14 protein-coding genes are annotated in these 12,867 nt (G+C 63.5%); 12 read left to right on the top strand and 2 right to left on the bottom strand.

The window, feature by feature from the left end; genetic code table 11:
• Positions 1-21: 21 nt before the first annotated feature.
• The 4 genes from mutL to NCT03_RS02300 all read left to right on the top strand — a co-directional run bounded on the left by mutL (position 22) and on the right by NCT03_RS02300 (position 3,645).
• Positions 22-1,956, top strand: coding sequence for a DNA mismatch repair endonuclease MutL (gene mutL / locus NCT03_RS02315; RefSeq protein ID WP_250491828.1), 1,935 nt, complete (start codon positions 22-24; stop codon positions 1,954-1,956).
• Positions 1,953-2,897: a tRNA (adenosine(37)-N6)-dimethylallyltransferase MiaA gene (gene miaA / locus NCT03_RS02310; RefSeq protein WP_250491827.1), complete on the top strand. Its 945-nt coding sequence runs from the start codon at positions 1,953-1,955 to the stop codon at positions 2,895-2,897. Before mutL ends, miaA begins: the two co-directional genes overlap by 4 nt.
• 101 nt (positions 2,898-2,998) lie before the next feature.
• Positions 2,999-3,292: a nucleotidyltransferase family protein gene (locus NCT03_RS02305; protein WP_250463250.1), complete on the top strand. Its 294-nt coding sequence runs from the start codon at positions 2,999-3,001 to the stop codon at positions 3,290-3,292.
• Positions 3,289-3,645: a HepT-like ribonuclease domain-containing protein gene (locus NCT03_RS02300; RefSeq protein ID WP_250491826.1), complete on the top strand. Its 357-nt coding sequence runs from the start codon at positions 3,289-3,291 to the stop codon at positions 3,643-3,645. The genes NCT03_RS02305 and NCT03_RS02300 overlap by 4 nt, the downstream gene beginning before the upstream one ends.
• Positions 3,646-3,724: 79 nt before the next feature.
• Here NCT03_RS02300 and purM read toward each other — a convergent pair whose 3' ends face one another.
• Positions 3,725-4,780, bottom strand: a complete 1,056-nt coding sequence (gene purM, locus NCT03_RS02295; protein ID WP_250491825.1) for a phosphoribosylformylglycinamidine cyclo-ligase — start codon at positions 4,778-4,780, stop codon at positions 3,725-3,727.
• A 267-nt stretch (positions 4,781-5,047) separates the two neighbouring features.
• Here purM and hda point away from each other — a divergent pair, with 267 nt between their 5' ends.
• From hda to NCT03_RS02260, 7 genes are all read left to right on the top strand, one after another.
• Positions 5,048-5,851 (top strand): DnaA regulatory inactivator Hda, encoded by an 804-nt coding sequence (hda, locus tag NCT03_RS02290; protein WP_250491824.1) that lies wholly within the window; start codon positions 5,048-5,050, stop codon positions 5,849-5,851.
• A gap of 11 nt (positions 5,852-5,862) precedes the next feature.
• On the top strand, positions 5,863-6,549 hold the full coding sequence (locus NCT03_RS02285; protein WP_250491823.1) for a histidinol-phosphatase: 687 nt from the start codon (positions 5,863-5,865) through the stop codon (positions 6,547-6,549).
• Entirely contained in the window at positions 6,542-8,104 is a 1,563-nt protein-coding gene (pcnB, locus tag NCT03_RS02280; RefSeq protein ID WP_250491822.1) for a polynucleotide adenylyltransferase PcnB, read from the top strand. The genes NCT03_RS02285 and pcnB overlap by 8 nt, the downstream gene beginning before the upstream one ends.
• 98 nt (positions 8,105-8,202) lie before the next feature.
• Positions 8,203-8,763, top strand: coding sequence for a 2-amino-4-hydroxy-6-hydroxymethyldihydropteridine diphosphokinase (gene folK, locus NCT03_RS02275; protein WP_250463170.1), 561 nt, complete (start codon positions 8,203-8,205; stop codon positions 8,761-8,763).
• On the top strand, positions 8,760-9,440 hold the full coding sequence (locus NCT03_RS02270) for a deoxynucleoside kinase (protein ID WP_244827079.1): 681 nt from the start codon (positions 8,760-8,762) through the stop codon (positions 9,438-9,440). The genes folK and NCT03_RS02270 overlap by 4 nt, the downstream gene beginning before the upstream one ends.
• Before the next feature lie 47 nt (positions 9,441-9,487).
• Positions 9,488-10,303: a 3-methyl-2-oxobutanoate hydroxymethyltransferase gene (panB, locus tag NCT03_RS02265; protein WP_244827078.1), complete on the top strand. Its 816-nt coding sequence runs from the start codon at positions 9,488-9,490 to the stop codon at positions 10,301-10,303.
• A gap of 88 nt (positions 10,304-10,391) precedes the next feature.
• On the top strand, positions 10,392-10,691 hold the full coding sequence (locus tag NCT03_RS02260) for a hypothetical protein (protein ID WP_250491821.1): 300 nt from the start codon (positions 10,392-10,394) through the stop codon (positions 10,689-10,691).
• Positions 10,692-10,706: 15 nt separating this feature from the next.
• Here NCT03_RS02260 and NCT03_RS02255 read toward each other — a convergent pair whose 3' ends face one another.
• The gene (locus NCT03_RS02255; protein WP_250491820.1) at positions 10,707-11,648 is read right to left on the bottom strand and encodes a CopD family protein; all 942 of its coding nucleotides are present in this window, start codon (positions 11,646-11,648) and stop codon (positions 10,707-10,709) included.
• Positions 11,649-12,117: 469 nt separating this feature from the next.
• On the opposite strand from NCT03_RS02255, the gene NCT03_RS02250 reads away from it, so the two are divergent.
• Positions 12,118-12,861 carry a c-type cytochrome gene (locus NCT03_RS02250; RefSeq protein WP_244827960.1) on the top strand — a complete coding sequence of 248 codons (744 nt, stop codon included), beginning with the start codon at positions 12,118-12,120 and terminating at the stop codon, positions 12,859-12,861.
• Positions 12,862-12,867: the final 6 nt, after the last annotated feature.

Below are 12,867 nucleotides of genomic sequence, written 5' to 3'. Positions count from 1 at the left end.
TGCGAATCGCTATAATTCGGGATGGCCGAACTCAACGATCCCTCCGCCTACACATTGACCGCAGACGCCGCGCGCGGTTCGCGCGCCATCGCGCCGCTTTCCGACCAGCTCATCAGCCAGATCGCGGCGGGCGAGGTGGTGGAACGGCCGGCATCGGTCGTGAAGGAACTGCTGGAAAACGCGCTCGATGCAGGCGCGCGCACCCTGCGCATCACGCTCGATGAAGGCGGCGTGAAGCGAATCGTCATTGCCGATGACGGCAGCGGCATTCCGCCCAACGAACTTCCGCTCGCGCTTTTACGCCACGCGACCAGCAAAATCCGCTCGCTCGCGGACCTGGAAGCCGTCGCCACGCTCGGCTTTCGCGGCGAGGCAATTGCCTCGATCGCTTCCGTCGCGGAGTTGTTCATCACGAGCCGCACCGAGAGTTGTCCGCACGCGACGCGCATCGACGCGCAAACGGGCGCCATTTCCCCGGCAGCCGGCACGGTCGGCACCACCATGGAAGTGCGCGAGCTGTACTTCAACACGCCCGCGCGGCGCAAGTTCCTCAAGAGCGAACAGACCGAACTCGGGCATTGCCTCGATGTGATCCGGCGCATGGCGCTCGCGCGCCCGGACGTCGCCATTTCGGTGATGCACAACGGCAAGGCCGTCGAGCATTGGAACGCGAGCGATCCGCGGACGCGCGTCGCGAAGATTCTCGGCGAGGTGTTCGAAACCGCGCATCTGCCGCTCGATGAACGCGCCGGGCCGCTCGCCGTCTACGGTTGCGCGGGCCTGCCGACCGCCAGTCGCGGACGCGCCGATCAACAGTATTTCTTCGTCAACGGCCGCTTCGTGCGCGACAAGCTGCTTACGCACGCGGTGCGCGCGGCCTATGAAGACGTGCTGCATGGCAATCGCTATCCGGCCTATGTGCTGTTTCTCGACTTGCCGCCCGAATCGGTGGATGTGAACGTGCATCCGTCGAAGATCGAAGTGCGCTTTCGCGATTCGCGCTCGATTCACCAATACGTGTTTCATGCCGTGCAGCGCGCGCTCGCGCGGCAAGCGGGCGCGTCGCCGGAAACCACGTCGGGCGGGCATGCGGCGCAGTTGTCGCCGACCGGACCGGCTTCGTTCAGCGCAAAGCCTTACGCCACGGGCAGCGGCGATACGGCGCCGATGCGCGGCGAAAACGGCACGTCATGGATGCGCCAGTCGCGCATGACGCAGGGCACCTTGCCTGTCGCGCAGCCGCTTGCGCTGTACGACGCGCTCTTCGGCCGCAAGGACAACGCCGCGCCCGAGGCGTCGCCTTCGGTGGCGTGGGCCGGCGAAAGCGCGCCGGCTTATGCGCCGCGACCCGCTCCGCTCGATCACGCCGATGACCAGCCGCTCGGCTTCGCCGTCGGGCAGATTCACGGCATCTACGTGCTTGCGCAAAACGCGCGCGGACTCGTGATCGTCGACATGCACGCCGCGCACGAACGCATTCTCTACGAGCAGTTCAAGAATGCGCTTGCGGATCGTGCGATCGCCGTGCAGCCGCTTCTCATTCCGGTATCGATGACGGCGGATGCGGTCGAGATCGGCATCGTCGAGGAGGAGCGCGCCACGCTCGATGCGCTCGGCTTCGATCTGGCCGTGCTCTCGCCGACATCGATTGCCATTCGCGCAGTTCCTGCGCTGCTCAAGGATGCCGATCTGCAAGCGCTTGCGCGCGCCGTGCTGGCGGATTTGCAGGCGTATGGCGGGTCGCGCGTGCTCACCGAGCGTCAGCACGAGTTGCTTGGAACGCTCGCGTGCCATCACGCCGTACGCGCCAACCGGCGCCTTACGCTCGATGAAATGAATGGCCTTTTGCGCCAGATGGAAGCAACCGAACGCGCCGATCAATGCAATCACGGCCGGCCGACGTGGTTTCAACTCACGCTCGCGGACCTCGACCGCCTCTTCATGCGCGGACAATGACGGCTCGTTCCATCGCGTGTTTATTGGGGCCGACGGCATCGGGAAAGACAGCGGCGGCGCTTGCGTTTGCCGCGCGCTCGGCGCGGCCGGTCGAGATTATCAGCGTGGATTCGGCGCTGGTTTATCGCGAGATGGATATCGGCACGGCCAAGCCGAGCGCGGAAGAACGCGCGCTGGCCGCGCATCATCTGATCGATATCATCGATCCCTCACAGAGCTATTCCGCCGCGCAGTTTCGCGACGATGCGCTGCGGCTCGTCGGCGAAATCGTCGCGCGCGGGCATGTGCCGCTGCTGGTCGGCGGCACGATGCTGTACTTCAAGGCGCTCACGCAGGGCTTGAACGACTTGCCTCCCGCCGATGCCGATACGCGCGCTCTTTTGGATGCCGATGCCGCGCGCGACAGCTGGCCGGCGTTGCATGCGCGACTTGCGTTAATCGATCCGCAAACCGCCGCGCGTCTCGCGCCGAATGACTCGCAGCGCATTCAACGCGCGCTCGAAGTGTTCATGCTCACCGGGCAGCCGATGTCGGCGCTGCTTGCCGCGCCGCGTGAGTCTTCGGGCGATGCGCCGTATCGCTTCGTGCCGATTGCACTCGAACCTTCGGATCGCGCGGTGCTGCATGCGCGTATCGCGGCACGCTTCGATGCGATGCTGGCGCACGGTTTCATCGACGAAGTGAAGCGGCTGCGCGCCCGTGGCGACCTCGATCTGTCGATGCCGTCGATGCGATGCGTGGGTTATCGGCAAGCATGGGAGTATCTCGACGGCGCGACACGCTACGACGAAATGCGCGATAAGGGCGTCTTCGCGACAAGGCAGTTGTGCAAGCGGCAGTTGACATGGCTGCGTTCGATACCGGAGCGGGCGGTGGTGGATTGTTGCGCGGGGGATGCAACGGAGCGGGCGGTGGCGACGGTGTTGGCGGTCGCGGGGTGAGTGGCGTCAAGAAAAGCGGCGAAACCGGTTCTCGCTTGCGCTTCATGCCTCAAGGCAAAGCCGCGTTATCATTCATGCGTGGCTTCTTATCGTTCCGTCCCATGACCAAACCTTCATCAGCGCTCGAAGTGCATCGCAACGACGTTCGTCGCATCATCGCGGCCAACCATGCGGCAAATCCGCGGGTTTTCGGCTCGGTTCTTCACGGCGAAGACGACGACGGCAGCGATCTCGACATTTTGGTTGATGCTCTACAGGGAGCGACGCTTTTCGACCTTGGAGCAATTCAGGTCGAACTGGAAGAACTGCTCGGCGTGCCGGTGGACGTCGTGACACCGCAAGACTTGCCAATGAAGTTTCGATCCGTTGTTCTGAGTGAGGCGCGCGCGGTATGAATGCAAAACAGCGCCATTTGCGCCTGACCGACTATATCGACCACTTGCTGGACGCTTCGCGAACTGCACGCGGCTACGTTCAGAAGCTGAGCAAGGCAGACTTCGTCGCGAATCGGATGGTTCAGCAGGCAGTTATTCTGAACCTCATCGTAATAGGGGAAGCCGCGGTTCAAATTGAGACCGAGTTTCCCGACTTCGCGAAAAGCAACGCTACCGTACCGTGGAAAAAGCTACGCGGCATGCGCAATCGCATGACACACGGCTATTTCGATACGAATCTGGACATTGTTTGGGAAACGGTGCAAAGCGCGCTGCCCGAACTCGAACGCGTCCTCGCGCAGCCGTCTGAGTAATGTCGTTGCTGTAGTGAAAAACAAAAACCCCCGCCACCAGCGAGGGTTTTCAACACCACCATCACAACGCGGCAAGCATTCAAACCACCACCGTCTGCGCCTCCCCTTCCGCGCTTTCCCGCACCACACCAATCTGCCAAACCTGTTCACCCGCTGCCGACAGCGAGCCCGTGGCTGCCTGCGCGTCATCCGCCGCGACGATCACCGCCATGCCGATGCCGCAGTTGAACACGCGATGCATCTCCGCATCCGCGACGCCGCCGTGCTTCTGCAGCCATGCGAACAGCGGCGGCAAAGGCCAAGCGCGATGATCCAGCTCAGCCGTCAACCCTTCGCGCAGCACACGCGGAATGTTTTCGACGAGACCGCCGCCCGTGATATGCGCCATGCCCTTCACGGTCACGGTCTGCATGGCCGACAGCAGCGACTTCACGTAGATGCGCGTGGGCGCCATCAGCGCGTCGGCGAGCGAACGGCCGTCGAAATCGGCGTTCAAGTCGGGATTTGCCCGCTCGATGATCTTGCGCACCAGCGAATACCCATTCGAATGGATACCGCTCGACGCCAGACCCAGCACGACATCGCCCGGCTTGATCGTGCTGCCGTCGATAATCTTGCTCTTCTCCACCGCGCCGACCGCGAAGCCCGCGAGGTCGTACTCGCCGTCCGGGTACATGCCCGGCATTTCCGCCGTCTCGCCGCCGATCAGCGCGCAGCCCGCATATTCGCAACCCTGCGCGATGCCCTTCACCACGTCCGACGCCGTATCCACGTCCAGCTTGCCGCAGGCGAAATAATCGAGGAAAAAGAGCGGTTCCGCGCCCTGCACGAGGATGTCGTTCACGCTCATGGCGACGAGATCCTGGCCCACCGTGTCGTGCCGGTTCAGTTCGAACGCGAGACGCAGCTTGGTGCCGACGCCGTCCGTGCCCGACACGAGCACCGGTTCCTTGTACTTCTTGGGCACTTCGAACAGCGCGCCGAATCCGCCGATGCCGCCCAGCACGCCTTCGCGCAAGGTTTTCTTGGCGAACGGCTTGATCCGGTCGACGAGCGCGTCGCCTGCGTCGATGTCGACGCCCGCATCGCGATACGACAAACCGGGAGCATCAGGGGCGGATTTCGGTTGATTCATGGGGGGAGCGCAAGAAGGTCGGTAAAATGCGATTTTACCCGATGACAGCCGTCCGGCTGGTTTTCCCGCGCGTGCATCGAAGCCTGCCGGCGCTCTTTTCGAGATCGAATACGGTCCGGCGAAAGCAGCGGCGCCGCGCGCGAACGGTGGCCAGCGGCGGCGTTTCGAACATCGGCGCACCCGAACCGCCTGTTTTCAAGACACGACGAAGACAAGACGAAGACACAACCGATCCGCCCAAACAGCCCGAACCGACTCCTTTCTCACGTGCAACGCCAACTGACGCTCGACCTGGGCACACCACCGCCCGCCACCTTCGACAACTTCTTCGCCGCGAGCAACCACGAACTGGTGACGCGCCTGCGCGAGCTCGAAGGCGCGCTCGCGGCCGGACCCGTCGCGGATCGCACGTTCTATATCTGGGGCGAAGCCGGCAGCGGCCGCAGCCATCTGCTGCACGCGCTCGTGTACGAGGCGAACGGCCGCGCGCGCTTTCTGAGCCCGCAAAGCGCGCTGAACGCGTTCGGTTTCGATCCGCGCGTGACGCTCTACGCCGTCGACGATTGCGACGGCCTCTCGCCCGCGCAACAAATCGCGCTGTTCAATCTCTTCAACGAAGTGCGCGCTTACCCCGCCAGCGCGCTCGTCGCGACCGGCAACGTCGCGCCAATGCAGCTCGCCGTGCGCGAGGACCTGCGCACGCGGCTCGGCTGGGGCCTCGTGTTCCATCTGCTGCCGCTCGCGGATGACGCCAAGGCGTCGGTGCTGCGGCACGCGGCGCGCGAGCGCGGCATCGTGCTGGCCGAAGGCGTGCCCGCTTATCTGCTCACGCATTTCCGGCGCGACATGCCGAGTCTCATGGCGCTGCTCGACGAACTCGACCGCTTCTCGCTCGAAAAAAAGCGCGCCGTGACCATGCCGCTCTTGCGCACCGTGCTCGCGCGCTTCGGCCAGCCTTCGTGGGACCTGTCCGGGTCCGAGACGGAAAGCGCATCGCCCGATTCCATCGACCTGTTCGGCGAGCCTCACGCGCACGCCGCTACAGACAACGCTCCGACCCGCTTCAAGTAAAATGCGCTCCCATGAACCTAGCCCTCTTTGATCTCGACCACACGCTCATTCCCACCGACAGCGACCACGAATGGGGCCGCTTCATGGTCAAGCTCGGTATCGTCGATGCAGACAGCTTCGCGCGGCAAAACGATGCCTTCTACGCTCAATACCAGGCGGGCGTGCTCGATATCAACGCGTATTTGCACGCCATGCTGGGGCCGCTTGCCAAGCATTCGCGCGAGCAACTAAACGACTGGCACGCGCAGTACATGCGCGAGGTGATCAATCCGCGCATCGTCCCGGCTGCCGTCACGCTCGTGCGCGAGCATCAGGATAATGGCGATCTCTGCTGCCTCGTCACCGCGACCAACGCGTTCATCACCGCGCCTATCGCGGAAGCGTTCGGCATCGAAACGCTGATCGCTTGCGAATTCGAAACCGTCGACAACGACCCGCAAGGGGCGCTCACGGGCCGGCCGACCGGCACGCCGAGTTATCGCGAAGGCAAGATCGTGCGGGTCGAGGAATGGCTCGGCACGCTCGGCAAGTCGCTCGCCGACTTCAAACACAGCTATTTTTATAGCGATTCGCACAACGACATCCCGTTGCTCGAACGCGTGACCGACCCGGTCGCAACCAATCCCGACGACACCCTGCGCGCGCATGCGCAAGCCAAAGGCTGGCGCATTCTGAACCTCTTCGATACACGTGATTAAAAAACTCATCCGCAAGCTGTTCGGACAAGAAAGCGCCGATACCACCGATGGCGACGTTCAAGCCAGCGCTTCGTCAGAAACGAAACCGGCTCGCAAGAGCACGCGCAAGAAAACCGTCGCGCCGCCCAAGCGCGATCCGAGCGTGCCGGTCATCCTGTCGTCGGATGTTCATGGCATCGATCCTTCGCTCATCTCGAAGAACGCGGTGCGCGTGACCGACGGGCTGCAACAGGCGGGGCATCGCGCGTTCATCGTCGGCGGCGCGGTGCGCGATCTCCTGCTCGGCGTCGCGCCCAAAGACTTCGATGTCGCGACCGACGCCACGCCCGACGAAGTGCAACGGCTTTTCAGGCGCGCGCGCATCATCGGGCGGCGCTTTCAGATCGTGCACGTGCAGTTCGGGCAGGAGATCATCGAGACTTCCACGTTCCGCGCGCTCGTGGATGCACCGCCCGCGCAAACCGCGCCCGCCGCCGAAGCGCCGCGCCGCTACAAGCGGAGCGAGCTCGACACGCGCACGCACGCGGTCGACGCGAGCGGCCGCGTCTTGCGCGACAACGTGTGGGGCGAGCAGCACGAAGACGCCACGCGCCGCGACTTCACCATCAACGCGATGTACTACGATCCGGCCACGCAAACCGTGCTGGATTATCACGACGGCATGGCCGACATCCGCGCGCGCCTGTTGCGCATGATCGGCGACCCGGCCACGCGTTATCGCGAAGACCCGGTGCGGATGCTGCGCGTCGTGCGCTTCGCGGCCAAGCTCGGCTTCGAGATCGACGACGCCACGCGCGCGCCCATTCAAGAACTCGCCGATCTCATGGACAACGTGCCCGCCGCGCGTCTGTTCGACGAGATGCTTAAGCTCTTGCTTTCCGGTCACGCATTGGCGTGTCTCACGCGTCTGCGCAAGGAAGGGCTGCATCATGGCGTCCTGCCTTTGCTCGACGTCGTGCTGGAGCAACCGCATGGCGAGAAGTTCGTCACGCTCGCGTTGACGAGCACCGACCAACGCGTGCGCGCGGGCAAGCCGGTGTCGCCGGGCTTTCTCTTCGCCACGCTGCTTTGGCACGACGTGCAGACGCGCTGGCAACAGTTCACCGCAGCCGGCGACTATCCGGTGCCGGCGCTGCATCGCGCAATGGACGACGTGCTCGACATGCAGACCGAAAAGCTCGCCATTCACAAGCGTTTTTCGTCGGATATGCGCGAGATCTGGGGGCTTCAGCATCGGCTCGAAAAGCGCGGCCGCACCGCCTTGAAGCTGCTGGAACATCCGCGCTTCAGAGCGGGTTATGATTTCTTGCTGCTGCGTTGCGAGTCGGGCGAACTGGATGCCGAAATCGGTCAATGGTGGACCGATTTCATCGAAGCCGATCACGCCGATCGCGAAGCATTGCTTTCGCAAGGCGGCACGAAAGATCGCGGTCCGAAGAAACGCCGGCGGCGCAGCAACGCGAAGCGCAAGAACGGCGAGACCGTGGAGCACGAAGCACACGAAGCAGGCGCGGCGAGCGACTCGGGCCCAGTCGAAGGCGCCGACAACGAATAACGCCGCTTTTCGTTACAGTAGCGAATACAGGTTTGCCCCCGGGCCGTATCGCCGGGATCTACCCGCTTTTCGCCGAACGACGGCGTAGGACTTCTGCCATGACGATTGCTTATCTGGGCCTGGGAGCGAATCTCGGCGATGCGCGCCAGACCCTGAAAGACGCAGTCGTGTGTCTCGCCCAGCAGCACACGATCACCGTGCTCGCCAAATCGAGCCTTTACCGCACCGCGCCGATCGACTCTTCGGGCGACGACTATTTCAATTGCGTCGTGAAGCTCGAAACATCGTTGCCGGCGCGCGCGCTTTTGCGCTTGTGTCACCACATCGAGGAACAATTCGGGCGCGAGCGGCCGTATCGCAATGCGCCGCGCACGCTCGACCTCGACATCCTGCTGTATGGCCAGTCGGGCATCGACGAAGCGGACCTGATCGTGCCACATCCGCGCATGACGGAGCGCGCGTTCGTGCTCGTGCCGCTGCTTGAACTCGAACCCGAACTCGTCATTCCGCAACGCGGCCGCGCCAATGCATTTCTCGCGGGCGTCGCCGATCAGCGTATCGAGCAGGTCGCGACCTGCCAATGTCAGGTGCTCACGCGCGCCGCTCCATCCAGTGCAGCAGAGGCACCCGCTGCCGCCACCAAACCCAATTGCCGATGAGCGCTCCGCCTCTCACTGTCACCGCGCCGCAACTGCGCCCGCCGCACCGCTATATCGCAATCGAAGGTCCGATCGGCGTGGGCAAGACCACGCTTGCAACCTTGCTCGCCGAACGCTGGTCCATGCGCACGCTGTTCGAGCGCCCGCAGGACAACCCGTTTCTCGAACGCTTTTATCGCGACACCACGCGCCATGCGCTCGCGACGCAACTGAGTTTCGCGTTGCAGCGCGTGACGCAGACGCGCGAAGCCGCGGAAATGCTCACCGGCCATACGCCGTTGATCGCGGACTTCCTCACGCAGAAGAGCGAGCTTTTCGCACGCCTCACGCTGCCCGACGACGAGTTCCAGCTGTACAAGGACCTGGCCTCACGCATCGGTACGACCGGGCCCGCGCCGGATTTCGTCGTGTATCTGCAGGCGAGTCCCGAAGTGCTGTTTTCGCGCATTCAAAAACGCGCGCTCCCCATGGAACTGCAGATTTCGGATTCGTATCTGCGCGCACTGTGCGATGCGTATAACGAGTTCTTCTATCACTACGATGCAACGCCGCTGCTCACGGTGAACGCGGAGCATCTGAACCCGCTGACATCGGAAGAAGATCTCGCGTTGCTCGTCGAGCGCATCGAGACCATGCGCGGACGCAAGGAATCTTTCGTGAAAGGCGTGTCGGTCTGAGCGCCAGGCTTGCTGCTGTTTTCCCCTAATCGAGTTTTGAAACGACCATGACGTACTTGCAGGAAACGAGCCGTTCGGCGATCACCGTCCCGAAACTCCAGGCCATGCGTGAAGCCGGCGAAAAAATCGCGATGCTCACGTGCTACGACGCGAGCTTCGCCGCGCTGCTCGATCGCGCGGGCGTCGACGTCATGCTGATCGGCGATTCGCTCGGCAACGTGCTTCAGGGCCATGCGACGACGCTGCCGGTCACGCTCGCGGACATCGCGTATCACACGGCTTGCGTGGCGCGCGGCAGCAAGGGCGCGCTGATCGTCGCGGATATGCCGTTTGGCACCATCGGATCGCGCGAGGAAACCTACGCCAACGCCGTGCAACTGATGCGCGCCGGCGCGCAGATGGTGAAGCTCGAAGGCGGCGAATGGCTTGCGGACACGGTGCGCTTTCTCGTCGAGCGTTCGATTCCCGTATGCGGACACGTCGGTCTCACGCCGCAATCGGTGCACGCGTTCGGCGGGTTCAAGGTGCAGGGCAAGTCCGAAGCGGCCGCCGAGCAAATGCGCCGCGACGCGCTGGCGCTCCAGCAGGCGGGCGCCCGCTTACTCGTGATCGAAGCCGTGCCGACGCTGCTCGCGCGCGAAGTGACCGAAAGTCTGGCGATTCCGACAATCGGCATTGGCGCGGGCATCGACTGCTCGGGACAGGTGTTGGTGCTGCACGACATGCTCGGCATCTTCCACGGCAAGCGTCCGCGTTTCGTCAAGGATTTCATGCAGGGACAGCCGACCATTTTCGCGGCGGTCGACGCGTACGTGCGCGCAGTCCGTGAAGGCACATTCCCCGGCCCGGAACACACCTTCTGATTTTTTTGACGCCGATTGCGTTTTGTCGTACATATGGCGAGATTCTTGCAAAGTAAGCTGCGAACAGTCACCAAGAACGAGAACAGCCATGTGGCAAGTCCTTCCCGATGAATATATCCGCGCGCAGATGGCCGTCGGCGCGCTCGTCGTTTTCGGCGTCGCGCGCGTCGTTGCGGCGGCAATTGGCGCGCAGCGTGGCTGGCGCATTCCTGTCGTTACCAACTGGTTCATTGGCGTGGCGGGCATTTTCTGCGCGCCGCAAATGCTCGAAGTGCTGCTCGTTGCAAGCTCGCACCCGGCTTATGTCGAATTGCAGGGGAAAGTGATCGGCTGCGCGGTGGCGCTGTTCTGCGCGCCGATCGTCAGCCATCGGCTGGGATACGAGTAACCGTTCGAAACGCGTTCAGCCGGCGAGCGCCGCGCCCGGCACGCCGTGAGACAACACCGACGCCGTGGCGAACACGCAAAGCATCAGCACCGCTTCAAGGCGCATCACGTTGATGACCGTGTGCGCATCCATCGTCGATGCCGTGCGCTGCAGGCGCGGCAACACCGACCAGCGGTTGAGCGCGCCCAAGGCGAGCGCCGCCAGAACCAGTCCCGTTTTCACGATCAGCGCGTGCCCCCAGTTGCTGTCGACGAGCACCGCCGCCGCTCCGTCCGTGCCGCGCCACGCGTTGAACACGCCCGTCGCGATGATGACGATCACCGCGAGCGTCGCCGCCCGCGACATGCGCGCGACGATGCAAATCAACGACGCACGCGCCACCGATGTTCCGAGCGCCGGCAACACCGCCAGCGCGCCCACGATGACGATCCCGCCCCACACGCCCGTGGCAAGCAGATGCAGCGTCTGCACGGCTTCGGCGAGAGAGAACGCGCCGGCATCGGCGGCATGGCCGATAGCCGCTTTCCCTGCAGCGGCCACGAGCGCGCCGAAGATCGCGAACCCTGTCTTCGATGCGCCTTGCGGTCTGCCCGTCGCGCAGGCCAGTACGATCACCAGGCCGCCCGCCAACGCCACCAGCCAGCCGATGCCCGCTTGCGTGCTAGTCGCGACGAGCCATAGCGACGCGCCCGCATCGCTGACAGGCGAACCGCTCATCGCCGCGGCCTGAAGCCACAAGCACACGAAGTTGCAAGCCACGAAGGTAATTGCGGCCACGGTTCCGGCACGCGCTGCATGCCGCCAACCCCGATGCGCAGGCGAAACGACCGCGTGCGCTCTTTCGCCGCAGAGCCACGCGTCGAAGAGCGCCGCGCCAAGCGCACAGGCAAACGCGGTATCGCTCCATGCTCCGAATACGACTTGTGCGAGCCAGAGGAAGTCGAAATCGCCGTTCATGGCGCCGCCGTGGACGCTTCGGGAACGCCAATTGTTGGATGTAAGGCTGGGAAGATCATGGAAGAACCTGCGAGTCTCGGCCCGCGCAGTCTAAACGAACGCACCTTGCGCGGCACCATTGAAAGGTCTTGAACCTGCGCATCGAGCTTCCTAAGCTTGCCGTGAGAATAGAGTGCAGCGACCCCGTTTTTCGCACAAAGAAAGTCGATGCTTTGTCGACATGCATTTGTGTTGCGCTATGTCAAAGTTCTTGGTTGCGACGCGGCAGATTGTCGCGATTGCGCCTCAGTGAGGGCGGAAAGTTGTGTCAAATAGTCATCATCATGCATCGATGATAGAATTCCGCGTCGCATCAGAGGCTCGTCGAGCCACTATGGCCGTGGCCCGCCACCCTCCGCCACCCAACGCGTGGCCGTGGTTCGCCACCTTCGCACCGAGCCGCACGAAGCTCGGCAGGTCCCCGAATTTCATGGAGTGTCGCGTGTTTTCAAGACGCATTTTTCGTCCGCTGCTCGCTTTGGCCGTCGTCAGCAGCGCCGGCGTATTCGGCGCGGGTCAGGCACAAGCCCAGGCGCAGAACCAGCCGATCGCCCCGGACACCATGGCAGCGCGCGTGCAAGGCTGCACGGCATGTCACGGTGTTCATGGCGAAGGCACGGACAATGACTATTTCCCGCGTCTTGCCGGCAAGCCTGCCGATTATCTGTACAACCAGCTCCAGAATTTCCGCGAAGGCCGGCGCAAGTATCCGCCTATGAACTACCTCGTCACGTATCTCTCGGACGACTACCTTCATCAGATCGCCGGATACTTCTCGAGCCAGCGCCCGCCGTATCCGCCGCCCGCCAAGACGAATGTTTCGGCTTCCACGCTTGCACGCGGCCAGCAAATCGTGCTGAACGGCGATGCATCGAAGAACATTCCCGCCTGCGCGGCCTGTCACGGCAAGGGTCTGACCGGCATGCAGCCGGCCATTCCGGGCCTCGTCGGGTTGCACTCGGATTACATCAGCGCGCAAGTCGGCGCATGGAAATCGGGCACGCGCCACGCGAAAGCGCCTGACTGCATGCAGCAAATCGCCTCGCGCCTGACCGACGACGACGTGACCGCCGTCGCCGCCTGGCTCTCTACGCAAACCGCACCCGCCAACCCGGTGCCCGCGCCCGCTGGCTCGTTGAAGATGCCGCTGACCTGCGGCAGCGAACCGCAATAAGGCGTC

The sequence above is a fragment of the Caballeronia sp. GAWG1-1 genome (assembly GCF_023631465.1).
In the GTDB taxonomy this organism is placed as follows: Bacteria; Pseudomonadota; Gammaproteobacteria; order Burkholderiales; family Burkholderiaceae; genus Caballeronia.
The sequence above is the reverse complement of the archived record's forward strand: the minus strand, read 5'-3'. Positions and strand labels throughout refer to the sequence as shown.